Source organism: Kitasatospora sp. NRRL B-11411 (assembly GCF_000721345.1).
GTDB lineage: Bacteria > Actinomycetota > Actinomycetes > Streptomycetales > Streptomycetaceae > Kitasatospora > Kitasatospora cineracea.
Map to the genome: position 1 here is coordinate 71,144 of NZ_JOGH01000014.1, position 21,996 is coordinate 93,139.

General features: G+C 72.6%; 22 protein-coding genes. 4 read left to right on the plus strand and 18 right to left on the minus strand.

Going from position 1 to position 21,996, the window contains the following annotated elements; genetic code table 11:
- Positions 1-6 precede the first annotated feature (6 nt).
- The 9 genes from nuoH to IH44_RS0109945 form a co-directional block, all read right to left on the minus strand.
- Positions 7-1,332 carry an NADH-quinone oxidoreductase subunit NuoH gene (nuoH, locus tag IH44_RS0109905; RefSeq protein WP_030459081.1) on the minus strand — a complete coding sequence of 442 codons (1,326 nt, stop codon included), beginning with the start codon at positions 1,330-1,332 and terminating at the stop codon, positions 7-9.
- Positions 1,329-3,773 carry an NADH-quinone oxidoreductase subunit G gene (locus tag IH44_RS0109910; protein ID WP_030459082.1) on the minus strand — a complete coding sequence of 815 codons (2,445 nt, stop codon included), beginning with the start codon at positions 3,771-3,773 and terminating at the stop codon, positions 1,329-1,331. Before IH44_RS0109910 ends, nuoH begins: the two co-directional genes overlap by 4 nt.
- Positions 3,770-5,128 carry an NADH-quinone oxidoreductase subunit NuoF gene (gene nuoF, locus IH44_RS0109915; RefSeq protein ID WP_030459083.1) on the minus strand — a complete coding sequence of 453 codons (1,359 nt, stop codon included), beginning with the start codon at positions 5,126-5,128 and terminating at the stop codon, positions 3,770-3,772. The genes IH44_RS0109910 and nuoF overlap by 4 nt, the downstream gene beginning before the upstream one ends.
- On the minus strand, positions 5,128-5,847 hold the full coding sequence (gene nuoE / locus IH44_RS0109920) for an NADH-quinone oxidoreductase subunit NuoE (RefSeq protein ID WP_051816732.1): 720 nt from the start codon (positions 5,845-5,847) through the stop codon (positions 5,128-5,130). The genes nuoF and nuoE overlap by 1 nt, the downstream gene beginning before the upstream one ends.
- 17 nt (positions 5,848-5,864) lie before the next feature.
- Positions 5,865-7,193, minus strand: coding sequence for an NADH-quinone oxidoreductase subunit D (locus IH44_RS0109925; protein ID WP_030459085.1), 1,329 nt, complete (start codon positions 7,191-7,193; stop codon positions 5,865-5,867).
- Positions 7,193-7,915 (minus strand): NADH-quinone oxidoreductase subunit C, encoded by a 723-nt coding sequence (locus tag IH44_RS0109930; RefSeq protein WP_030459086.1) that lies wholly within the window; start codon positions 7,913-7,915, stop codon positions 7,193-7,195. The genes IH44_RS0109925 and IH44_RS0109930 overlap by 1 nt, the downstream gene beginning before the upstream one ends.
- Entirely contained in the window at positions 7,912-8,466 is a 555-nt protein-coding gene (locus IH44_RS0109935; RefSeq protein WP_030459087.1) for an NADH-quinone oxidoreductase subunit B family protein, read from the minus strand. The genes IH44_RS0109930 and IH44_RS0109935 overlap by 4 nt, the downstream gene beginning before the upstream one ends.
- A gap of 87 nt (positions 8,467-8,553) precedes the next feature.
- Positions 8,554-8,913: an NADH-quinone oxidoreductase subunit A gene (locus IH44_RS0109940; protein ID WP_014137597.1), complete on the minus strand. Its 360-nt coding sequence runs from the start codon at positions 8,911-8,913 to the stop codon at positions 8,554-8,556.
- A gap of 424 nt (positions 8,914-9,337) precedes the next feature.
- Positions 9,338-10,240 (minus strand): DMT family transporter, encoded by a 903-nt coding sequence (locus tag IH44_RS0109945; RefSeq protein WP_051816725.1) that lies wholly within the window; start codon positions 10,238-10,240, stop codon positions 9,338-9,340.
- A gap of 474 nt (positions 10,241-10,714) precedes the next feature.
- Here IH44_RS0109945 and IH44_RS0109950 point away from each other — a divergent pair, with 474 nt between their 5' ends.
- Positions 10,715-10,903 carry a hypothetical protein gene (locus IH44_RS0109950; RefSeq protein ID WP_030459089.1) on the plus strand — a complete coding sequence of 63 codons (189 nt, stop codon included), beginning with the start codon at positions 10,715-10,717 and terminating at the stop codon, positions 10,901-10,903.
- A 73-nt stretch (positions 10,904-10,976) separates the two neighbouring features.
- Here the strand turns inward: IH44_RS0109950 and IH44_RS0109955 are convergent, their stop codons facing one another.
- The 7 genes from IH44_RS0109955 to IH44_RS0109985 all read right to left on the minus strand — a co-directional run bounded on the left by IH44_RS0109955 (position 10,977) and on the right by IH44_RS0109985 (position 18,532).
- Positions 10,977-12,254: a geranylgeranyl reductase family protein gene (locus IH44_RS0109955; protein ID WP_030459090.1), complete on the minus strand. Its 1,278-nt coding sequence runs from the start codon at positions 12,252-12,254 to the stop codon at positions 10,977-10,979.
- A 95-nt stretch (positions 12,255-12,349) separates the two neighbouring features.
- Entirely contained in the window at positions 12,350-13,045 is a 696-nt protein-coding gene (locus IH44_RS0109960; protein WP_030459091.1) for a demethylmenaquinone methyltransferase, read from the minus strand.
- 44 nt (positions 13,046-13,089) lie between these two features.
- Positions 13,090-13,593, minus strand: a complete 504-nt coding sequence (locus tag IH44_RS0109965; protein WP_157852244.1) for a hypothetical protein — start codon at positions 13,591-13,593, stop codon at positions 13,090-13,092.
- A gap of 338 nt (positions 13,594-13,931) precedes the next feature.
- Positions 13,932-14,531, minus strand: coding sequence for a hypothetical protein (locus tag IH44_RS0109970; protein WP_030459093.1), 600 nt, complete (start codon positions 14,529-14,531; stop codon positions 13,932-13,934).
- A 25-nt stretch (positions 14,532-14,556) separates the two neighbouring features.
- Positions 14,557-15,765, minus strand: coding sequence for a cyclic dehypoxanthinyl futalosine synthase (mqnC, locus tag IH44_RS0109975; RefSeq protein WP_030459094.1), 1,209 nt, complete (start codon positions 15,763-15,765; stop codon positions 14,557-14,559).
- A gap of 111 nt (positions 15,766-15,876) precedes the next feature.
- Entirely contained in the window at positions 15,877-17,496 is a 1,620-nt protein-coding gene (locus tag IH44_RS0109980) for a serine/threonine-protein kinase (RefSeq protein WP_051816726.1), read from the minus strand.
- A gap of 148 nt (positions 17,497-17,644) precedes the next feature.
- A complete protein-coding gene (locus tag IH44_RS0109985) occupies positions 17,645-18,532 on the minus strand; it encodes a menaquinone biosynthetic enzyme MqnA/MqnD family protein (RefSeq protein WP_030459096.1) in 888 nt (295 codons plus the stop codon).
- Positions 18,533-18,886: 354 nt separating this feature from the next.
- On the opposite strand from IH44_RS0109985, the gene IH44_RS0109990 reads away from it, so the two are divergent.
- Together IH44_RS0109990 and IH44_RS0109995 are read left to right on the plus strand one after the other, a co-directional pair.
- Positions 18,887-19,090 (plus strand): cold-shock protein, encoded by a 204-nt coding sequence (locus tag IH44_RS0109990; RefSeq protein WP_003998944.1) that lies wholly within the window; start codon positions 18,887-18,889, stop codon positions 19,088-19,090.
- Between the two features lie 243 nt (positions 19,091-19,333).
- Positions 19,334-20,332 carry a bile acid:sodium symporter family protein gene (locus IH44_RS0109995; RefSeq protein ID WP_051816727.1) on the plus strand — a complete coding sequence of 333 codons (999 nt, stop codon included), beginning with the start codon at positions 19,334-19,336 and terminating at the stop codon, positions 20,330-20,332.
- A 165-nt stretch (positions 20,333-20,497) separates the two neighbouring features.
- On the opposite strand, the gene IH44_RS0110000 is transcribed toward IH44_RS0109995, so the two are convergent.
- Both IH44_RS0110000 and IH44_RS0110005 read right to left on the minus strand, forming a co-directional pair.
- The gene (locus IH44_RS0110000) at positions 20,498-21,061 is read right to left on the minus strand and encodes a TetR/AcrR family transcriptional regulator (RefSeq protein ID WP_030459098.1); all 564 of its coding nucleotides are present in this window, start codon (positions 21,059-21,061) and stop codon (positions 20,498-20,500) included.
- Entirely contained in the window at positions 21,058-21,420 is a 363-nt protein-coding gene (locus IH44_RS0110005; protein WP_030459099.1) for a DUF1304 domain-containing protein, read from the minus strand. Before IH44_RS0110005 ends, IH44_RS0110000 begins: the two co-directional genes overlap by 4 nt.
- A 100-nt stretch (positions 21,421-21,520) precedes the next feature.
- Here IH44_RS0110005 and IH44_RS0110010 point away from each other — a divergent pair.
- On the plus strand, positions 21,521-21,996 hold a 476-nt coding region (locus tag IH44_RS0110010; RefSeq protein ID WP_051816728.1), incomplete at its 3' end, for a DUF1707 domain-containing protein.

Sequence of the window (21,996 nt, forward strand, 5' to 3'; positions counted from 1 at the left end):
CTCGGATCAGCTCCCTTCGGAATGGTCGGCCCCGTTGAGGGCGTCCTGGAGTTGCGGGGTCCGGCGGCGGCGGCGCGGCACGGGCGGCAGTTCCTGCCCGGGCAGCGGCGGGACGGGGTAGCCCCCGGCCATCGGGTCGAAGGCCGGGGCGGCCTCCGGCACCGGCTCGGGCTTCTTGCGCAGCAGGTCGACCACCAGCGCGATCAGCAGGACCACCGCCAGCGGCGCCCCCACGTACAGCACCACGTTGGCGAAGCCGTAGCCCTCGTTGCGCAGCGCCCGCACCGTGGAGACCATCACCAGCCACACCAGCGAGACCGGGATGAGCACCTTCCAGCCGAGCTTCATGAACTGGTCGTAGCGCAGCCGGGGCAGGGTGCCGCGCAGCCAGATGAAGAAGAACAGCAGCAGCTGGATCTTCAGCACGATCCACAGCATCGGCCACCAGCCGTGGTTGGCGCCCTCCCAGAAGGCGGACACCGGCCACGGGGCGCGCCAGCCGCCCAGGAACAGCGTGGAGGCGACCGCCGAGACGGTGACCATGTTGACGTACTCGGCCAGCATGAACATCGCGAACTTCAGCGAGGAGTACTCGGTGTTGAAGCCGCCGACCAGCTCGCCCTCGGCCTCCGGGAGGTCGAACGGCGCCCGGTTGGTCTCGCCGACCATCGCGATGATGTAGACGATGAACGACACCGGCAGCAGCACCGCGAACCAGGTCGGCTGCTGCGAGGAGACGATCTCCGAGGTCGACATCGAGCCCGAGTAGATGAACACCGCCGCGAACGACAGGCCCATCGCGATCTCGTAGCTGATCATCTGCGCGGACGAGCGGATGCCGCCCAGCAGCGGGTACGTCGAACCGGACGACCAGCCGGCCAGCACGATGCCGTAGATGCCCACCGAGGCGGTGGCCAGGATGTACAGCAGCGCGATCGGCAGGTCGGTCAGCTGCAGCGGGGTGCGGGTGCCGAAGATCGACACCTCGTTGTCCGCCGGGCCGAACGGGATCACCGCGAACGCCATGAACGCGGGGATCGCCGCGACGATCGGCGCCAGCACGTAGACCGCCTTGTCGGCGCCCTTGACCACCAGGTCTTCCTTCAGCGCCAGCTTCACGCCGTCGGCCAGCGACTGCAGCATGCCCCACGGGCCGTGCCGGTTCGGGCCGATCCGCAGCTGCATCCAGGCGACCACCTTGCGCTCCCAGACGATGGCGATCAGCACCGTCAGGACCAGGAACGCGAAGCAGAACACCGCCTTCAGCAGCACCAGCCACCACGGGTCGCGGCCGAAGAAGCCGAGCGTGTCGGCAGCAGCAAGGACCCTCATGACTCCTCCGCCGGGGCGATGGTGACCAGGTGGCCGACCGTGGTGCCGAGCGCGCGGTACGCGCCGCCGTCCGGCGTCGAGTTGAGCGGCAGCCAGACCGTGCGGTCCGGCATCGCGTCGGTGATCTCCAGCGGCAGGGTCAGCGACCCGGCCGGGCCGGTGACCCGCAGCGCCGCCGTCGCGCCGACCTCGGCGGCGGTGGCGGCGGACAGCCGGGCCACCGCGGCGTGCCGGGTGCCGGCCAGGTGCTCGTCGCCCTCCTGGAGGGTGCCGTGGTCCAGCAGCATCCGGTGCCCGGCCAGCACGGCCTGCCCGGTGGCCGGGCGGGGCAGCACCGCGGGGTGCGCGGCGGGCGCCGCCGGGCGGTCGCCCGTCCACGGGGCGAAACGGTCCAGCTCCAGGCGGGCCGCCCGGACGTCGGGCAGGCCGATCGGCCGGTCCAGCGCGTCCGCGACCATGTTCAGCACCCGGACGTCGGCGTGCAGGTGGCGCTGCATCAACTGGTCGGGCTTGAGCGCCGGTTCGAACATCCGGACCCGTCCCTCCCAGTCCAGGAAGGTGCCGGCCTTCTCGGCGACCGCCGCGACCGGCAGCACCACGTCGGCGTGCGCGGTGACCGCGGACGGGCGCAGCTCCAGCGAGAGCACGAAGTCGGCCCGGGCCAGGGCCTCGTCGGCGAGCGCCGGGTCCGGCAGGTCGTCCAGGCCGACGCCGCCGACCACCAGCGCGTCCAACTCGCCCGCCGCCGCGGCGGCCAGGATCTGGCCGGTGTCGCGGCCGGGGCGGGACGGCAGTTCGGCGACGCCCCAGTGCGCGGCCGCCTCGGCCCGGGCGGCGGGCACCGCGACGGACCGGCCGCCGGGCAGCAGCCCGGGCAGCGCGCCCGCCTCGACGGCGCCGCGCTCACCGGCCCGGCGCGGCACCCAGGCGAGCTTCGCCCCGGTGGCGTGCGCCAGGCGCAGCGCGGCGCTCAGGCCGCCCGCGGTCTGCGCGAGCCGCTCGCCGACCAGCACCACCGCGCCCGGCGAGCGCAGCGCGTCCGCGCAGCGCCCGGCGTCGTCGGCGAGCACCTCCTCGCCGGCCAGCGCACCCAGCCACTCGACCTCGGTGCCGGGGGCGGCGGGCAGCAGCGCGCCGCGCAGCTTGGCCAGGCCGCGGGTGGCGTGCGAGGCGATCGAGAACACCCGCAGCCCGGAGGCCCGGTTGGCCTTGCGCAGCCGCAGGAAGACGATCGGCGCCTCCTCCTCGGCCTCCAGCCCGACCAGCAGCACGGCGGGGGCGGCTTCGAGTTGACGGTACGTCAGGCCGTTGCCGTCCAGGTCGACGCCGGTGCCGGCGACGGCCGCGGCCAGGAAGTCGGCCTCCTCGCCGCTGTGCGGCCGGGCGCGGAAGTCGACGTCGTTGGTGCCGAGCGCGAGGCGGGCGAACTTGCCGTAGCCGTACGCGTCCTCGACGGTCACCCGGCCGCCCGCGAGCACGCCGGCGCGGGCGCCGCGCAGCCCCTCGGCGGCCCGGGCCAGCGCCTCCGGCCAGGAGGCGGCGACGAGTTCGCCGTCCTCGCCGCGGACCATCGGGGTGGTGAACCGGTCGCGCTGCTGGGCGTAGCGGAACGCGAACCGGCCCTTGTCGCAGTTCCACTCCTCGTTGACCTCCGGCTCGTTGCCGGCCAGGCGCCGCAGCACCTTGCCGCGCCGGTGGTCGGTGCGCTGCCCGCAGCCGGCCGAGCAGTGCTCGCACACCGACGGGGAGGACACCAGGTCGAACGGGCGGGAGCGGAACCGGTAGGCGGCGGAGGTGAGCGCGCCGACCGGGCAGATCTGGATGGTGTTGCCGGAGAAGTACGAGTCCAGCGGCTGGTCCGCGCCAGTGCCGACCTGCTGGAGCGCGCCGCGCTCGACCAGGTCGATGAACGGGTCGCCGGCGATCTGCTGCGAGAACCGGGTGCAGCGGGCGCACAGCACGCAGCGTTCGCGGTCCAGCAGCACCTGGGTGGAGAGCGGGAGCGGCTTCTCGTACGTCCGCTTGGCGCCGTCGAACCGGGAGTCGGGGTCGCCGGTGGACATCGCCTGGTTCTGCAGCGGGCACTCGCCGCCCTTGTCGCAGACCGGGCAGTCCAGCGGGTGGTTGATCAGCAGCAGCTCCATCACGCCGCGCTGCGCCTTCTCGGCGACCGCGGAGGACAGCTGGGTGCGCACCACCATGCCCTCGGTGACCGGGATGGTGCAGGAGGCGACCGGCTTGCGCTGCCCCTCGATCTCCACGATGCACTGGCGGCACGCCCCGACGGGGTCGAGCAGCGGGTGGTCGCAGAAGCGCGGGACCTGGGTGCCGATCTGCTCGGCGGCGCGGATCACCAGCGTGCCCTTGGGGACGCTGACTTCGACGCCGTCGATGGTGAGCGTGACCAGCTCGGTCTGGGTGGAAGGCTCCGTGACCGTCACGCGTGCACCTCCCTCTCGGTGGCGGACTCGTGGACGGGGGCCCGGTCGGCCCAGACGGTGGAGGCCGCCGGGTCGAACGGGCAGCGGTGTTCGTTGATGTGCTGCTCGTACTCGGCGCGGAAGTGCTGCAGCGAGGAGACGATCGGGCTGGCCGCGCCGTCGCCCAGGGCGCAGAACGACTTGCCGTTGATGTTGTCGGCGATGTCGAGGAGCTTCTCCAGGTCCCCGGCCTCGCCCTGTCCGGCCTCGATCCGCTTGAGCAGCTGGACCAGCCAGTAGGTGCCCTCGCGGCATGGGGTGCACTTGCCGCAGGACTCGTGGGCGTAGAACTCGGTCCACCGGGTGACGGCCCGCACCACGCAGGTGGTCTCGTCGAAGACCTGGAGCGCCTTGGTGCCGAGCATGGAGCCGGCCGCGCCGACGCCCTCGTAGTCCAGCGGGACGTCGAGGTGCTCGTCGGTGAACATCGGGGTCGAGGAGCCGCCCGGCGTCCAGAACTTGAGCCGGTGCCCGGCCCGGACGCCGCCGGTGATCTCCAGCAGTTGGCGCAGCGTGATGCCGAGCGGCGCCTCGTACTGGCCGGGGTTGGTGACGTGCCCGGAGAGCGAGTAGAGCGTGAAGCCGGGCGACTTCTCGGTGCCCAGCGACTTGAACCAGTCCTTGCCGCGGGCCAGGATCGGCGGCACCGAGGCGATCGACTCGACGTTGTTCACCACCGTCGGGCAGGCGTACAGGCCGGCGATCGCCGGGAACGGCGGGCGCAGCCGGGGCTGGCCGCGGCGGCCCTCCAGCGAGTCGAGCAGCGCGGTCTCCTCGCCGCAGATGTACGCGCCGGCGCCGGCGTGGACGGTGATGTCCAGGTTGATGCCGGAGCCCTGGACGTCCTTGCCGAGGTACCCGGCCTCGTACGCCTCGGCGACGGCCGCCTGCAGGCGGCGCAGCACCGGGACGACCTCGCCGCGCAGGTAGACGAAGGCGTGCTCGCAGCGGATCGCGTACGAGGCGATGACCATGCCCTCGATCAGCGCGTGCGGGTTGGCGAACAGCAGCGGGATGTCCTTGCAGGTGCCCGGCTCGGACTCGTCGGCGTTGACCACCAGGTAGTGCGGCTTGCCGTCGTTCTGCGGGATGAACTGCCACTTCATGCCGGTGGGGAAGCCGGCGCCGCCGCGTCCGCGCAGGCCCGCGTCCTTGACCAGGGCGATCACCTCGTCCGGGGCCATCGCGAGGGCGGCGCGCAGGCCGTCGTAGCCGCCGTGCCGGCGGTAGGTCTCCAGCGTCCAGGGGCGCTGGTCGTCCCAGGAGGCGGACAGGACCGGGGAGAGGAGCTTCTCGGCCGGTTCGGCGGAGGTCATCACGCTTCCGTCCCTTCGTGCCGCGGGGAGACCACCTTGGCGCCCGGGGTGCCGGGCAGCGCCTCGCCCCTGGCCAGCCGCAGGCCGGCCAGCGAGGGCGCGCCGCCGGCGCCGGACTCGTCGTTGGCGCCGGGGCGCCCGTCGGCGAAGCCGGCCAGGATCCGGGAGGTCTCCTTGAACGAGCAGAGCTTGGCGCCGCGGGTGGGGCGGACCTCCTGCCCGGCGCGCAGCTGGTCGACCAGCTGCTTGGCGCTGTCCGGGGTCTGGTTGTCGAAGAACTCCCAGTTGACCATCACCACGGGGGCGTAGTCGCAGGCCGCGTTGCACTCGATGTGCTCGATCGAGACCGAGCCGTCCTCGGTGGTCTGGTTGTTCTCGATCCCGAGGTGCTGCTTGAGCTCGTCGAAGATCTGGTCGCCGCCGAGCACCGCGCACAGCGTGTTGGTGCACACGCCGACGTGGTACTCGCCGGCCGGGCGCCGCCGGTACATCGTGTAGAAGGTGGCGACCGCGGTGACCTCGGCGGTGGTCAGCTCCAACTGCTCGGCGCAGAACCGGATCCCGGTCGGGGTGACGCAGCCGTCCTCGGCCTGCACCAGGTGCAGCAGCGGCAGCAGCGCGGACCGGGACTGCGGGTAGCGGTCGATCAACTCCCGGGCGTCGGCCGCGAGTCGGGCCGCCACCTCCGGCGGGTAGGGCTTGGCCGGCAGCGCCGGCAGGCCGAGTTCTGTGCTGCTCACCGGTCCACGCCTCCCATCACCGGGTCGATCCCGGCCACCGCCACGATCACGTCGGCCAGCGGGCCGCCCTCGCACATCGCGGCCATCGTCTGCAGGTTGGTGAAGGACGGGTCGCGGAAGTGCACCCGGTAGGGCCGGGTGCCGCCGTCGCTGACCACGTGCACGCCGAGTTCGCCCTTGGGCGACTCCACCGCGGCGTAGGCCTGGCCGACCGGGACCTTGAAGCCCTCGGTGACCAGCTTGAAGTGGTGGATCAGGGCCTCCATCGAGGTGCCCATGATCTTCCGAATGTGGTCCAGCGAGTTGCCCATGCCGTCGGGGCCGACGGCCAGTTGGGACGGCCAGGCGATCTTCTTGTCCGCCACCATGACCGGCCCGGGCCTCAGCCGCTCCAGGCACTGCTCGACGATCCGCAGCGACTGCTTCATCTCCTCCAGGCGGATCAGGAACCGCCCGTAGGAGTCCGCGCTGTCGGCCACCGCGACGTCGAAGTCGTAGGTCTCGTAGCCGCAGTACGGGTCGGACTTGCGCAGGTCGTGCGGCAGGCCGGTGGCCCGCAGGATCGGGCCGGTGGCGCCGAGCGCCAGACAGCCGGGCAGGTCGAGGAAGCCGACGTCGACCAGCCGGGCCTTGAACACCGGGTTGTCGGTGGCCAGCTTGTCGTACTCGTGCATCCGCGAGCGCAGCAGGTTGACGCCCTCGCGGATCTTGTCGACCGCGCCGGGCGGCAGGTCCTGGGCCAGGCCGCCGGGGCGGACGTAGGCGTGGTTCATCCGCAGGCCGGTGACCAGCTCGAAGATGTCCAGCACCACCTCGCGGTCCCGGAAGCCGTAGATCATCAGGGTGGTGGAGCCGATCTCCATGCCGCCGGTGGCCAGCGCCACCAGGTGCGAGGAGATCCGGTTGAGCTCCATCATCAGCACCCGGATCACGGTGGCCCGCTCGGGCACGTCCGCGGTGATCCCGAGCAGCTTCTCCACGGCCAGGCAGTAGGCGGTCTCGTTGTACAGCGGAGTGAGGTAGTCCATCCGCGTCACGAACGTGGTGCCCTGCACCCAGTTGCGGAACTCCATGTTCTTCTCGATGCCGGTGTGCAGGTAGCCGATGCCGCAGCGGGCCTCGGTGACCGTCTCGCCGTCGATCTCCAGGATCAGCCGCAGCACGCCGTGGGTGGACGGGTGCTGCGGGCCCATGTTGACGATGATCCGCTCGTCGTCGGCGCCGGCCACCGCCTCGGCGACCTCGCCCCAGTCGCCGCCGGTGACGGTGAACACCCGTCCCTCGGTGGTCTCCCGGGCTCCTGCTTCGTAGTGGGTGCTGCTCATCAGCTGTACGACCTCCGCTGGTCGGGAGCCGGGATCTGGGCGCCCTTGTACTCGACGGGGATGCCGCCGAGCGGGTAGTCCTTGCGCTGCGGGTGCCCCAGCCAGTCGTCCGGCATCATGATCCGGGTGAGCGCCGGGTGGCCCTCGAAGACCAGGCCGAAGAAGTCGTAGGTCTCCCGCTCGTGCCAGTCGTTGGTCGGGTAGACGCTCACCACGGACGGGATCCGCGGGTCCGCGTCGGGCGCGGTGACCTCCAGCCGGATCAGCCGGGTGTGGGTGATCGAGCGCAGGTGGTAGACCGCGTGCAGCTCCCGGCCCTTGTCCTGCGGGTAGTGCACGCCGCTGACGCCCAGGCACAGTTCGAACCGCAGCGCCGGGTCGTCGCGCAGGATCCGCACCGCCTTCAGCAGGTGCGCGCGGTCCAGGTGGAAGGTCAGCTCGCCGCGGTCGACGACGGTCTTCTCGATCACGTCGGCCACGTCGAGGCCCTGCTCCTCCAGCGCGCCCTCGAACTCGTCGGCCACCTCGTCGAAGTAGCCCCCGTACGGGCGCTCGCTCGGGCCGGGCAGCACGATCGGCGCGGTCAGGCCGCCGAAGCCGGAGGTGTCGCCGGTGCCGTGGGCGCCGAACATGCCCTGCCGGCGGCCGACCACCTCGACCGGGATCTCCCGCCGGGTCGCGGGCACGTCGGGCTTCTGCTCGGACTTCTGCTCGTCGCTCATCGCAGCAGCCCCCGCATCTCGCTGGTCGGGACGGCCTGCAGCGCGAGGCGCTCGGCCTCCTCCTCGGCCCGGCGGCGGTTCACGCCGAGCTTCTCGTGCTGGATCTTCTCGTGCAGCTTGACGATCGCGTCCAGCAGCATCTCCGGGCGGGGCGGGCAGCCCGGCAGGTAGATGTCGACGGGGACGATGTGGTCGACGCCCTGGACGATCGCGTAGTTGTTGAACATGCCGCCGGAGGAGGCGCACACGCCCATCGAGATGACCCACTTCGGGTTCGGCATCTGGTCGTAGACCTGCCGCAGCACCGGCGCCATCTTCTGGCTGACCCGGCCGGCCACGATCATCAGGTCGGCCTGCCGGGGCGAGCCCCGGAAGACCTCCATGCCGAACCGGGCCAGGTCGTAGCGGCCCGCGCCGGTGGTCATCATCTCGATCGCGCAGCAGGCCAGACCGAAGGTGGCCGGGAAGACCGAAGCCTTCCGCACCCAGCCCGCGGCGGCCTCCACGCTGGTGAGTAGGAAGCCGCTCGGCAGCTTCTCCTCGATCCCCATCAGTTCCCTCTCAATGCCCTCGAGTCCGGTGGCTTGTCCGCCCGTTCACAAACGTCCGCGCGTCCCGTGCGCGGCGGCAGCCGGTGGTCAGTCCCACTCCAGGCCGCCGCGGCGCCAGACGTAGGCGTAGGCGACGAACACGGTGGCGATGAACAGGAGCATCTCGACCAGCCCGAAGATCCCCAGGGCGTCGAAGCTGACCGCCCAGGGGTAGAGGAAGACGATCTCGATGTCGAAGACGATGAACAGCATCGCCGTCAGGTAGTACTTGATCGGGAACCGACCGCCGCCCACCGGCTGCGGGGTCGGTTCGATACCGCACTCGTACGCCTCCAACTTGGCCCGGTTGTAGCGCTTCGGGCCGGTGAGCGAGGCCATCACGACGGAGCCGACCGCGAACGCCGCCGCGATGGCACCGAGTACGAGGATCGGCGCGTAGGCATTCATAGCCCCCGCTCCCTCCGTCCAGTCGTCCTTGACTGCAGATCGGAACCACCAGGTCACCAAGGGTGAAATGATGATCCACTTCGTGGGATCCGGCTCCATGTGAGGCAGTTCACAAAGCCAGGTTGGAGCGCATCCTATGCCTGTCCGCTTGTGATCTGCGACACGCAGTTCCCGACGATCTTTGTGACCTTCGCCACCCGACGAAGCCCGCGAAGGCGGATCGATCACCACCGTTCCACCCGATGTGGGCAATTGGCCACATACAGTCGCAAACCGGGGGCAAACGGCTGCCGTTCGGCCACGCCCTATATCAATTCTGCGGCGGTCAGGGCAAATTTCGGAGTGATCCGGTTTACGTGGTAGTGGATCTCACTCGCTCGGTGGACCCGGAGTGACGACCGCTTGACCCTTCGTTCACAAGCTCTCAGTCGGCCGCCGGGAACCGCGGCGCCCGCCGCCGCCCCCACTCGGTGCCCGCCAGCACCGCCACCGCCCCCAGCAGCGCCAGCCGCCCCGGCCGGTCCCCCGCCAGCAGCACCCCGCACAGCGCCGCCCACAGCGGCTCGGTGCCCAGCAGCAGGCTCACCCGCGACGGCGAGGTCGCCCGCACCGCCCACAGCTGCACGAAGAACGCGAACAGCGTGCACAGCAGCGACAGGTACAGCAGCAGCCCCCAGCGGGCCGCGTCGAAGGACGCCGCCACCGCCAGCGGCGAGGGCCCCGCGAACGGCGCCGCCAGGGCGAACACCGCCGTGGCGAACGCCAGTTGGACCCAGGTCAGGGCCAACGCGTCCACCCCGCGCACCGACCGCAACCGGGCCGTCGCCAACACGTTCACCGTCCGCGCCACCGCCGCCCCCAGCACCAGCAGGTCACCCACCGACGGCGCCCGGAGCCCCGTCAGCAGCGCCACCCCCAGCACCGACACCCCCACCGCCGCCAGGAACCCCACCGGCGGCGCCGACCGCCGCAGCACCGCCTCCGCGAGCGGCGTGAACACCATCGTCAGACTGATCACCAGCCCCGCATTGGTCGCCGACGTGTGCACCACCCCGTACGTCTCCAGCAGGAACACCGCCCCCAGCACCACCCCCAGCACCGCCCCGCCACCCCACTGCGCGAACGACAACCCCCGCAACCGCCGCCACGCCACCACCCCCAGCACCGGCAGCACCACCCCGAACCGCAACACCAGCACCGCCACCACCGTCCGGTCCTCCGCCACCTCCCGCACGGCCCAGAAACTCGACCCCCACACCACCGCCACCGCCAACAACGGCAGATCCCGCAGCAGTTGCGGACGGGCTTCGATCGACACAACGGCCACAGCACGGCTCCCGGAACACTCGACGGGGGCCCGTGCACCATCGGACGGGACACTCGGAAACCGCCACTGTCCCGCACCCGCAAGGCAGCGGGCAACCGCTTTCCGCCTCGATGCGGTCGGCACCGCCGGCCCTGCCCGAGGCCCGCGAACCACCCGGCCGCCCGCCCCGGAGACCCCCGCGACCGAGCTGACCGCTCGTCAGTTCCGGGTAGGCTGAGCAGCAGGCAATGGATCGTTATCGCACCCCACCTCTGTCCGATGTCCAGAGGACTACCAGCCGCTCGAACGGCTGGTACGGGGAGCTCGTCCCCATCACCTCGTCGGGAAGATCGCCACGTCGGGTCGGCACCCCACTGATCAGCTCTGAGACATCGGTAGAGCCTCAGCAGATGACCATCGCACCGCGGTCGGTGGTCGGCTGAGGCTGCCTTGCCATCGGTTCGACCACCCTCGTTCAAGAGAAAGTCGAACACGATGATCCAAGTCAAGGCGCTGCTCGTTCTCGTGGCCCTCCTGCTTTCCCTGCTGGCAGCGGTCGCCGCTGCCCTGCTCTCCCGTTCCACCGGCAAGCCGACGGCTTCGGCCCTGCTCGTCGGCGGGGGTGCGTTCGCCACCGCTGTACCGCTCTGCCTCCTCGTCTTCGACGCTCTCGGGCTGCTCTAGCGGTTCAAAGCGCGGAAGGCGGCGGGCAAGCGCTTTCGCGCCCGTCCGCCGCCTTCCGGAGACCTAAGAGGGATCAGGCCCGCGGTGCCACCTTGGCCAGGCCGTTGATGATGCGGTCGGCGGCGTCGCCGCCGGTCGGGTCGGTCAGGTTGGCGAGCAGCTTGAGGACGAACTTCATCAGCACGGGGTGGGTCAGGCCGCGTTCGGCGGCGATCCGCATCACCCGGTCGTTGCCGATCAGCTTCACGAAGGCGCGGCCGAGCGTGTAGTAGCCGCCGTAGGTGTCCTTGAGCAGCTGCGGGTAGCGGGCCAGCGCGCGTTCCCGGCCCTCGGGGGTGATCCGGGCCATCGCCTGGACGATGACGCCCGCCGCGAGTTGGCCGGATTCCATCGCATAGGCGATGCCCTCGCCGTTGAACGGGTTGACCATGCCGCCCGCGTCGCCGACCAGCAGCAGGCCGCGGGTGTAGTGCGGCTGCCGGTTGAAGGCCATCGGCAGCGCGGCGCCGCGGATCGGTTCGGTCATGTTCTCCGGCGTGTAGCCCCACTCCTCGGGCATGCCGGCGCACCAGCTCTTCAGCACCTCGCGCCAGTTCAGGTCGCCGAAGGCGGGCGAGGAGTTGAGGATGCCGAGGCCGACGTTGGAGGTGCCGTCGCCCATGCCGAAGATCCAGCCGTAGCCGGGCAGCAGCTTCTTCTGCCCGCCGCGGGTGTCCCACAGCTCCAGCCAGGACTCCAGGTAGTCGTCGTCGTGCCGGGGCGAGGTGAAGTACGTGCGGTAGGCGACGCCCATCGGCCGGGACTCCAGCCGGTGCAGGCCCATGGCCAGCGACAGCCGGGTCGAGTTGCCGTCCGCGGCGACCACCAGCGGGGCGTGGAACTCGACCTCCCGCTTGTCCGGTCCGAGCTTCGCCGTCACGCCGGTGATCCGGCCGGTCCGGTCCTGCACGGGCCCGCTGACGTTGCAGTTCTCGTACAGCCGGGCGCCGGCCTTCTGCGCCTGCCGGGCGAGCAGTTCGTCGAAGTCGGCGCGCTTGCGCACCAGCCCGTAGTCGGGGAAGGAGGCGAGGTCCGGCCAGTCCAGTTCCAGCCGGACGCCGCCGCCGATAATCCGCAGGCCCTTGTTGCGCAGCCAGCCCTCGGCGGACACGTCGATGCCCATGTCGACCAGCTGCTTGACGGCGCGCGGGGTCAGGCCGTCCCCGCACACCTTCTCGCGCGGGAACTCGGTCTTCTCCAGCAGCAGCACGTCCAGGCCCGCCTGGGCCAGCCAGTACGCGGTGCTGGAGCCGGCCGGACCGGCGCCGACCACGATGACGTCGGCGGTGGACTCGACGGCGGTCTCGGTCATACGGGGCTCTCTCCTGAGCGCGTCGGGGTCACGGAGTCGGGGGCCGACGCCCCGTCAACGCCTCGGCGGCGGACGGAGTGCCGAACCACCGCAGTCTACGGCGCCTTGAAGCCGCGGTGGAGGGCGACGATGCCGCCGGTCAGGTTGCGCCACGCCACCTTCGTCCAGCCCGCCTGCTGCAACTCGGCGGCCAGCGCGGGCTGGTCCGGCCAGGCCCGGATCGACTCGGCGAGGTACACGTACGCCTCCGGGTTGGAGGACACCTTGGTCGCCACCGGCGGCAGCGCCCGCATCAGGTACTCGGTGTACACCGTCCGCAGCGGCGTCCAGGTCGGGGTGGAGAACTCGCAGATCACCAGCTTCCCGCCGGGCTTGGTCACCCGCAGCATCTCGCGCATCGCCACCTCGTGCTCCTGCACGTTGCGCAGCGCGAACGAGATCGTCACGGCGTCGAACGACTCGTCGGCGAACGGCAGCCGGGTCGCGTCGCCCGCGGTCAGCGCCAGCTCGGGGTGCCGGTCCTTGCCCTCGGTCAGCATCCCGATCGAGAAGTCGCACGGCACCACGTCGGCGCCCGCCTCCAGGAACGGCAGCGAGGACGTCCCGGTGCCCGCACCGAGGTCCAGGATGCGCTGGCCCGCGACGGCACCCACCGCGTCGGCCACCGCCCGGCGCCACAGCCGGGCCTGGCCCAGCGAGAGCACGTCATTGGTGCGGTCGTACTTGGCCGCGACGTCGTCGAACATGGCGGCGACGTCCTGCGGCTGCTTGTCCAGATGGGCTCGGGTCACGCCCCCATTGTTCACCTTGCGGTGCCGCGGACCTCCACCAGGGCTCACCGCAGGGCGCGGCGGCCCCCCTTGCGGCGGCGCCGGGAGCGCTTCCCCTGGGTCAGCGCGGGCATCCCCTCCGCCGCGAACGCCACCGCGAAACCGGCCTGCGCCCGCTCCTCCCCCGCCTGGTGCCGCCGGAACCGCCGGATCCGCCACACGCACAGCGCGCACAGCAGCACCGCCGCCGGCACGCTCGTCTGCGCCAGCCCGACCCCGACCGGCTGCGGGTAGGTCTTCCCGCACACCCGCACCGCGGACGGGTCGTCCGCCGCCCGCTCCAGGCAGATCGGGTCCCCCACCCGGGCCCCCTCCGGCAGCCACAGGTCCGCCGCGGTCAACCGCCGCCCGTCCACCGGGTACGTGATCTGGCTGTACGTCCCGCTGCCGCCCGGCAGTTGAGTGACCGTCCCCTCGACCCGCACCGGGTGCGCGTCGATCCGGTCGGCCTGGTCCGCCTGGCGCCACCCCAGCAGGCACATCGCCACCGCCACCACGGCACTCAGCACGGCCCCGACGTACCAGCCCCGAGCCGGTCTGGTCCGCACACGTTCGGGGGTCGCGGCGCGCATACGTCCTGTTCCTGGGCTCGGCAGAGGTCTGACCGGGATGGTAGCCGCAAAAACCGCCCCGGGTCACGGCCAGTCAGAAAACCCCCGCCCCACCGGGACCCCGTCCACGGCCCCGTCAGGACCCCGTCAGGAGCCCCGGAAACGGCGGGTCGATGCCGCACAGCGGCCCCGTCAGGGGCCCGGGGAACGGCGGGTCGATGCTGCTGCCGGCCGGAGCCCACCGAAGAGTCCGTGCTGCTGAGGGCCTGTGAAAAACAGCACCCCGAACTCGCCCCCTACCGCCGCCGGTACAGCAACCGCCCGTCCAGCACCGTCCCCAGGCAGACCGCCCCGCCCCCGTCGAGTTCCTGGACCGCCCCCGCCGCGAACACCGCGAAGTCCGCCGCCCCGCCGACCACCAGCGGCCGGTGCAGGGCAGCCGTCAACGCCCGCTCCGCGAGCGGGTCGAGGCCGCCCGGGGCGGGGTCCCCGCCGGGAGGCCGTCGCAGGCCGGACCGCCCGACCGCCGTCCGGACCGCGGGCCGGGCGAACGTCCCGGCGAGGGCCGTCACCCCGTGCCCGAGCAGCCGTTGCAGCCCGCGCCGGGCGCTGCCGCCCCACTGCTCGTCGCTCAGCCCGGCCGGGGGCGCCAGCGGACGTTCCCCGAGCCCTTCCCGCGGGTCGGGGTGGTAGGCGTGCTCCAGCAGCCACGTCCCGTGCCGGTTGAGCAGCCCGGGCACCAACACCCCGGGCCACTCCCGGAGCCGCGCCGGGCCGCCCGGCAGCTCCGCGGCGGGCCCGATCGCGGTGACGGTCGCGCCGTCGACCAGTACCGCCCCGTCCTCGATCAGCGCGGTGCCGGTGAACAGCAGCTCCGCCCGGTGCAGCGTCAGCATCCGATTCGGACCCGGGCCGGGGCCGTCAGTTGGCGGCCAGAATGGTGAGTTCGGGGTGCGCGGTGCCGCCCTCGATCGCGGTGGAGGCGATGTGCGAGGCGACCCGCGGGTCGACCGGGTCGTTGGCCGGGTCGTCGAGGACCCGCAGGTGCTCGTACGTGGTGGCGCGCTGGGCGGGCACCCGGCCGGCGGTGCGGATCAGGTGGATCAGTTCGTGCAGGTTGGAGCGGTGCTTGGCGCCGGCCGCGGAGACGACGTTCTCCTCCAGCATGACCGAGCCGAGGTCGTCCGCGCCGTAGTGCAGGGAGAGTTGGCCGGCCTCCTTGCCGGTGGTGAGCCAGGAGCCCTGGATGTGGGCGACGTTGTCGAGGAAGAGCCGGGCGACGGCGATCATCCGCAGGTACTCGAAGACCGTGGCCTGGGTCGAGCCCTTCAGGTGGTTGTTCTGCGGCTGGTAGGTGTAGGGGATGAACGCCCGGAAGCCGCCGGTGCGGTCCTGCACGTCGCGGATCATCCGCAGGTGCTCGATCCGCTCGGCGTTGGTCTCGCCGGTACCCATCAGCATGGTGGAGGTGGACTCGACACCGAGCCGGTGCGCGGTCTCCATGATCTCCAGCCAGCGCTCGCCGGACTCCTTGAGCGGCGCGATCGCCTTCCGCGGCCGCTCGGGCAGCAGTTCGGCACCGGCGCCCGCGAACGAGTCGAGGCCCGCCGCGTGGATCCGGGTGATCGCCTCCTCGATCGGGACGCCCGAGATCCTCGCCATGTGCTCGACCTCGGAGGCGCCCAGCGAGTGGATCACCAGCTGCGGGAACCCGGCCTTGATCGCGGCGAAGTTCTCCTCGTAGTACTCGACGCCGTAGTCGGGGTGGTGGCCGCCCTGGAACATGATCTGGGTGCCGCCGAGCTCGACGGTCTCCGCGCACCGGCGCAGGATCTCGTCCAGGTCCCGCGACCAGCCCTTCTCGCTCTTCGGCGGCACGTAGAACGCGCAGAACTTGCACGCGGTCACGCAGACGTTGGTGTAGTTGATGTTCCGCTCGATGATGTACGTGGCGATGTGCTCGACACCCGCGTACCGCCGCCGCCGCACCGCGTCCGCGGCCGCGCCGAGCGCGTGCAGCGGGGCCGACCGGTACAGCTCCAGCGCCTCCTCGGCGGTGATCCGGCCGCCCTCGGCCGCCCGGTCCAGCACGGCCTGCAACTGGGTCGCGGAAAGGTTCTGCTCGGACACCTGGCGGGCCTGCTTTCTTCGTCGAAGGGGCGGACCCGCTCAGCCTACGCCAGCACGTTTCCCGGCCGCCGCAGCCCTCTTCCCGTGCCGCCCGCCGCCTGACCAGGCCGCCTACTGCTTGGCCAGGTCGCCCTCGGGGTCGCTGCCGAGCGGGGCCCCGCTGACCGCCAGGTGCAGGCCGCCGGTACCGAGCAGGGTGTAGCGCTGCTTCTCGGGGACGCCGGTGCAGGCGCTGTCGTTGCCGTCCGGGCGTTCCTGGAGCAGCACTTCGGCGTCGGTGACGGAGAGCAGGGTGAGCACGCCCCGGCAGACGGTGCTGCTGAGTTGGGAGGCGTTGCTGGTGCGGCCGACCTCCTCGCCGACCCGGCCGGCGGTGAAGGTGACGGTGAAGGTGGACGCCAGCGGGACGATCTTGGTGGTGATGTCGCCCCTGAAGGTGCCGAGGAAGGCGTCGGGCAGCGCCTTGCCCGATCCGCTCGCGCCCGCACCCGCGCTCCCGCTCGAACTCGCGCTCGCACTGCCGCCCGGGCTCGCCGCTCCGCTCGGCCGCGGGGTGCGGCTGCCGCTCGCGGCGGCGCCGGGGCTCGGGGTGCCGGTGACGGCGTCCTGACCGGGTGAGGGGCTGCTGCCGGGGTCGGCCCGGTTCCAGGGCAGGTGGCCGCCGGCGGCCAGCCCGCCGTACCCGGCGGCCAGCACCGCCACGGCCGCCAGCACGGCCCACAGCGTCCGGCGCCGCCGCCCCGGCCCGGGGACCGGCTCCGGCCGCGGGGCCCGGCGCGGTCCGCCGTCGAGCACGGTGGGCTGCCGATCGACGGGGGCGGTGCCGGTCGGGCCGCTGTCGCCCTCCAGGTCGAGGAGTTCGACGGCGGCCCGGCCGACCGCGGCGGCCAGCGGGCCGGGCAGCCAGCCCTCGGGGCCGTCCGCGGCGGCCGGGGCGAGCCGGGCGCGCAGCGCGGCGGGGGTGGGGCGGCGGGCCGGGTCCTTGGCCAGGCAGGCGGTCACGGTGTCCAGCAACTCGCCCTCCAGACCGCCGAGTTCCGGCTCCTCGTGGAGCACCCGGTAGAGCAGGACGGGGGCGCTGACGCCTTCGCCGAACGGGGCGGTGCCGGTGGCGGCGTAGGCGAGCAGGGCGCCGAGCGAGAAGACGTCGCCGGCCGGTCCGGTGGGCGAGCCGGCGGCCTGTTCGGGCGACATGAAGCCGGGCGAGCCGACCACGTAGCCGCTGTGGGTGTAGGTGGAGGCGGCGTCCAGTGCGCGGGCGACGCCGAAGTCGATCAGCCGGGGCCCGTCCAGGGTGAGCAGCACGTTGGACGGCTTGACGTCCCGGTGCACCAGGCCGAGCGCGTGCACCTGTTCGAGGGCTTCGGCGAGCCGGGCGCCGAGGGCGTGCACCGAGCGGACCGGGAGCGGGCCGGCGGTGCGGACGGCCTCGCCGAGGGCGGGGCCGGCCACGTAGCCGGTGGCGACCCAGGGGCGGGGGCCCTCGGTGTCGGCGTCCAGCACGGGGGCGGTCCAGCGGCCGCCGACCCGGCGGGCTGCGGAGACCTCCTGGCGGAACCTGGCCCGGAACTCGGGGTCGTCGGCGAGTTCGGGGCGCACCACCTTGACCGCGACGGTCCGCCCGCCCGCGGTGCGGCCCAGGTAGACCCGGCCCATGCCACCGGCGCCGAGCCGGCGCAGCAGCCGGTAGTCGCCGATCGCCGACGGGTCGTCAGCCGTCAGCAGTTCCATGCCCGTCCCCCTCGCACCGCGGGTCGCCGCCGGGTGCCGTACCGCCCCGGGCGCTCCGATCATCCCAGGGCGCCGGGCCGGTCGGGAACGCGTCGCGGGCTCGGACCGACGCGGGCTCGGACCGACGCGGGCTCGGACCGCCGCGGGCTCAGACCACCGCGGGCACGGCCTCCAGCAGCCGGATCGGCACGTCGGGGGCGAAGCCGCTGTCGGGGGCGACCCGGCGGGCGAACTCGGCGAGGCCGGCGAGCTGGCGCTCGCCGAGCGAGAAGTCGAGCGCCTCGGAGAAGTAGGTCTCCAGCAGCGGGGCGTCGAACTCCTCCCAGCGGGCGGCCTGCTCGGCGACCTTGGCGGCCTCGGCCAGCGAGAGGTCGCGGGACTCCAGGAAGGCCCGGTGGACGGCGGCGGTCAGCGCGGGGTGCTGCTCGGCGTACTCGCGGCGGGCGGCCCAGACCGCGAAGACGAACGGCAGCCCGGTCCAGTCCTTCCACATCGCGCCGAGGTCGTGCACGGCCAGTCCCTGCCGGGGGGCCTGTTCCAGCGAGGCGCGCAGCGCGGGGTCGCCGATCAGGACGGCGGCGTCGGCCTCGGCCAGCATCGCGTCCAGGTCGGGCGGGCAGGAGAAGTACTCGGGGTGCACGCCCTCGCGCTCTTCCAGCAGCAGCCGGGCCAGCCGGACGGAGGTGCGGCTGGTCGAGCCGAGGGCGACCCGGCGGCCGTCGAGTTCGGCCAGCGGGACCTTGCTGACGATCACGCAGGACATCACCGGGCCGTCGCTGCCCACCGCGATGTCGGGGAGCACCACCAGCCGGTCGGCGTGCCGCAGGTACTCCACGCAGGTGATCGGGCCGATGTCGAGGGCGCCGGACACCAGCCGGTCGCTGAGCTTCTCCGGGGTGTCCTTGCTGAGGTCGAGGTCGAGCAGGTTGCCCGTGCGCGCGAGGCCCCAGTAGAGGGGAAGACAGTTGAGGAACTGGATGTGCCCGACCCGCGGCCTGACCGCGGTCTCCGACCGTCCGGCATCGCTACTGCTCACCGTGTGCTCCCTTGCCGTTGGTGCTCTCCCGGCAGGGTATGCCCGCTGATTGGGACGGCCCGCACCCGGTGCCCGACACACCGTTCGACACCGTTGTTCACCCCTGGTCGGGGCAGCCACCGCGTGCTACCGTTCCCCTCAGTTGCAGTTTGATTCCCCTTGCAGTACTTGGAGCCTGCGGAGCATGTAACCGCAGGCTTTTTGTAATTTTTCAGCAGTATCAGGCGTCAATTGAGCATTGATTGAAGCACTGTGCGAAAAACTCCGGACTCGTCCGGAGGCGGGGCGATCAGCGCAGCGGACCCGGGCGCCACAAGGTGTGGCGTCCACAACGTCCCTCGCAAGGAGAACGGTATGGCGACCGGAACCGTCAAGTGGTTCAACGCCGAGAAGGGCTTCGGCTTCATCGCCCAGGAGGGCGGCGGCCCCGACGTCTTCGTCCACTACTCCGCCATCAACGCGAGCGGCTTCCGCTCGCTGGAGGAGAACCAGGCGGTCAGCTTCGACGTCACCCAGGGCCCGAAGGGCCCGCAGGCGGAGAACGTCACCCCCGTCTGAGACGGGATCTCCCATTGATCGCTCACGGCCCCTCGGGTCCGTACGAGTAGCAGTTCCCAAGGAGGCCCGCCGTCGGCGGGCCTCCTGCCTTTTCCCGTTTCCCCCGCATTTCCCGATTCCGCCCGCATTTCCCGCCCGGTCCCGTTCCGGACGCCCCGGTCCCGTTCCGGACGCCCCGCGCCCGTTCCCCGCCCGCGGGCCCCCGCCCGTTCCGGCCGGTCCCCGCCGGGAGATCATCGGTGCATGCACCGCCTCCGGTCCGCCCGCCGCGCCCTCGACCGCTCCCTCGGCCGGATCGGCATCGACACCTACCTCCTGCTGCTGCTCGGCACCGTCCTGCTGGCCTCCCTGCTGCCCGCCCGCGGCCCCGCCGCCACCGCCGTCACCGGCGCGGTCCGACTCGCCGTCGCCCTGCTCTTCTTCCTGTACGGCGCCCGGCTCTCCCCGCAGGAGGCGCTGGCCGGCGCCCGGCACTGGCGGCTGCACCTGCTGATCCTGGGCTGCACCTTCGTGCTGTTCCCGCTGCTCGGCGAGGCCACCCGGCTGCTGCCGGACGCGGTGCTGCCCCCGCAACTGTTCACCGGCGTGCTCTTCCTCACCCTGCTGCCGTCCACCGTGCAGTCCTCGATCGCGTTCACCTCGGTCGCGGGCGGCAACGTCGCGGCGGCGATCTGCGCCGCCACCTTCTCCAGCCTGCTCGGCATCGTCCTCACCCCGCTGCTGGCGGCCTGGCTGCTCACCGGCGCCTCCGGCGTCGGCGTGGACGGCGGCCAGGTGCTCGACATCGTCCTGCAGCTGCTCGTCCCGTTCGTCCTCGGCCAGCTGCTGCGCCGCTGGGTGGGCCCGTGGATCACCCGGCACCGGCTGGTCACCATGCTGGTGGACCGCGGCTCGATCCTGCTGATCGTCTACAGCGCGTTCGGCGAGGGCGTCCGCGAAGGGATCTGGAGCCGGGTCACCACCGGCCAGCTGCTCTGGCTGGTGGCGGTCTCGCTGGCCCTGCTCTCCGCCGTCCTGGCCTTCACCCACCTCGTCTCCCGCCGGCTCGGCTTCTCCCGCCCGGACCGGATCACCATCCAGTTCTGCGGCTCCAAGAAGTCGATGGCCAACGGCCTCCCGCTGGCCACCGTCCTGTTCCCGGCCTCCGCCGTCGGCCTCGCCGTCCTCCCGCTGATGCTCTTCCACCAGCTCCAGCTGATGGTCTGCACCGTCCTCGCCCAGCGCTGGGCCCGCCGGACCTGACGCCCTGCACCCCAGCACCCCCCGGCGCAGCCGAGCCACCCCGGCTCCCGCCCGTCTCCCTCCCCCACACCACCGGTCCCGACCGGACCGCGCCCGGCCCCACCACCACCCGCTCGCCTTCTCCCCCTCTCCTCTCCTTTTCCCTCCCCTCCCCCTCCCCCGCCGTCACCCCAGCGGCGTGCGGTGCAGTCCGATCAGCAGCCGCCACACCCGTCCCGCGACGGCCGCCGGCGGTTCGTCGACCAGTCCGTGCAGCCAGTCCGCCAGTACGCCGGTGAACGCGCCCGCGACGGCCGCGGCGATCAGCGGTGCGTCCGGGGCGCCCGCCAACTCCCGCTCCGTCCGGCTGCGTTCCCGCAGCTCCCGGTGGAGCACCGGCCCGAGCGGGCCGCCGCCGCCCGGTGCCAGCAGTTCCCGGTACAGGCCGCGGTGGGTGTCCGCCCGGTCGAAGAACCCGACCAGCGCGGGCGGCGGCGCCGCCGGGTCCGCGACGCCCCGCCAGGCGTGCAGCGCCTCCACCGCATCCCGGACCACGCCCGCGCAGGCGTCCACGGCCAGCGCCGACAGGTCCGGGTAGTGCAGGTAGAACGTCGCCCGGCCGACCCCCGCCCGGCGCACCACCGCCGCCACGGCCAGGTCGGCCAGCGGGCGGTCCGCGCACTCGGCCAGCAGCGCGGCCCGCAGCTTCGCCCTGGTCCGCTCCGCCCTCGGGTCGCCCGCCGCGCTCACCCCGCCACCAGCACCGCGGTCAGCGCCACCGCCCCGGGCAGCGCCTGGGCCAGCAGGATCCGCCGGTTCGCGGTCAGGCCGCCGTACAGGCCCGCGACCAGCACGCAGGCCAGGAAGAACACCCGCACCCGGAAGCCCGTCGGGTCGTCCGCCAGCAGGCCCCAGACCAGGCCCGCCGCCAGGAACCCGTTGTACAGGCCCTGGTTGGCCGCCAACGGGGCCGTCCGCCGGGCCAGTTCCGCGTCGAACCCGGACAGCGCCCGCCCCGGCGCCTTCTCCCACAGGAACATCTCCAGCACCAGGATGTACCCGTGCAACAGGGCCACCGCCCCGACCAGCACCGCCGCCGCGACCTCCATGGCCACTCCCCTTTCCTGGACAGGTGTCCAGAATAACCGGACGCCTGTCCAGGAACCAGCCCGCTCCCCCCGCACCCCGCCCGCCCACTACGCTGCCCGGGTGACCTCCTCCCTGCCGGACCAGCCGCAGACCCGGATCGCCGCCGCCGACCGGGACGCCGCCGTCGAACGCCTCCAACGCGCCTACGCCGAGGAGCGGATCACCCAGGACGAACTCGACCAGCGGGTCCACGCGGCCCTCACCGCCACCGTCCGCGCCGACCTCGACGCCGTCCTGCACGACCTGCCCGCCGAGGCCCCCGGCAGCTCCGTCACGCTCAGCGCGATGAACGGCCGCCTGGTCCGCCGCGGCCCCTGGCGCGTCCCGCGCACCCTGACCGTCGCCTCCGCCTTCGCCAAGGTCCACCTCGACCTGAGCGCCGCGATCATCGACCACCCGGTCGTCGACATCGAACTCGGCGCCGGCTTCGGCCGCACCACCATCACCGTCCCGCGCGACGCCACCGTCGACCTCGACGGCCTCCAGCAGTCCTGGAAGACCGTCCGCTACCGCCCCCCGCGCACCCCCTCCCCCAC

What these genes read in the sequence shown, in the direction of transcription:
- nuoH (WP_030459081.1), bottom strand. Translation starts at nt 1,332, where the DNA reads ATGAGGGTCCTTGCTGCTGCCGACACGCTCGGCTTCTTCGGCCGCGAC.
- nuoF (WP_030459083.1), bottom strand. Translation starts at nt 5,128, where the DNA reads ATGACCTCCGCCGAACCGGCCGAGAAGCTCCTCTCCCCGGTCCTGTCC.
- IH44_RS0109925 (WP_030459085.1), bottom strand. Translation starts at nt 7,193, where the DNA reads ATGAGCAGCACCCACTACGAAGCAGGAGCCCGGGAGACCACCGAGGGA.
- IH44_RS0109930 (WP_030459086.1), bottom strand. Translation starts at nt 7,915, where the DNA reads ATGAGCGACGAGCAGAAGTCCGAGCAGAAGCCCGACGTGCCCGCGACC.
- IH44_RS0109935 (WP_030459087.1), bottom strand. Translation starts at nt 8,466, where the DNA reads ATGGGGATCGAGGAGAAGCTGCCGAGCGGCTTCCTACTCACCAGCGTG.
- IH44_RS0109940 (WP_014137597.1), bottom strand. Translation starts at nt 8,913, where the DNA reads ATGAATGCCTACGCGCCGATCCTCGTACTCGGTGCCATCGCGGCGGCG.
- IH44_RS0109950 (WP_030459089.1), top strand. Translation starts at nt 10,715, where the DNA reads ATGATCCAAGTCAAGGCGCTGCTCGTTCTCGTGGCCCTCCTGCTTTCC.
- IH44_RS0109955 (WP_030459090.1), bottom strand. Translation starts at nt 12,254, where the DNA reads ATGACCGAGACCGCCGTCGAGTCCACCGCCGACGTCATCGTGGTCGGC.
- IH44_RS0109970 (WP_030459093.1), bottom strand. Translation starts at nt 14,531, where the DNA reads ATGCTGACGCTGCACCGGGCGGAGCTGCTGTTCACCGGCACCGCGCTG.
- IH44_RS0109980 (WP_051816726.1), bottom strand. Translation starts at nt 17,496, where the DNA reads ATGGAACTGCTGACGGCTGACGACCCGTCGGCGATCGGCGACTACCGG.
- IH44_RS0109990 (WP_003998944.1), top strand. Translation starts at nt 18,887, where the DNA reads ATGGCGACCGGAACCGTCAAGTGGTTCAACGCCGAGAAGGGCTTCGGC.
- IH44_RS0109995 (WP_051816727.1), top strand. Translation starts at nt 19,334, where the DNA reads ATGCACCGCCTCCGGTCCGCCCGCCGCGCCCTCGACCGCTCCCTCGGC.
- IH44_RS0110005 (WP_030459099.1), bottom strand. Translation starts at nt 21,420, where the DNA reads ATGGAGGTCGCGGCGGCGGTGCTGGTCGGGGCGGTGGCCCTGTTGCAC.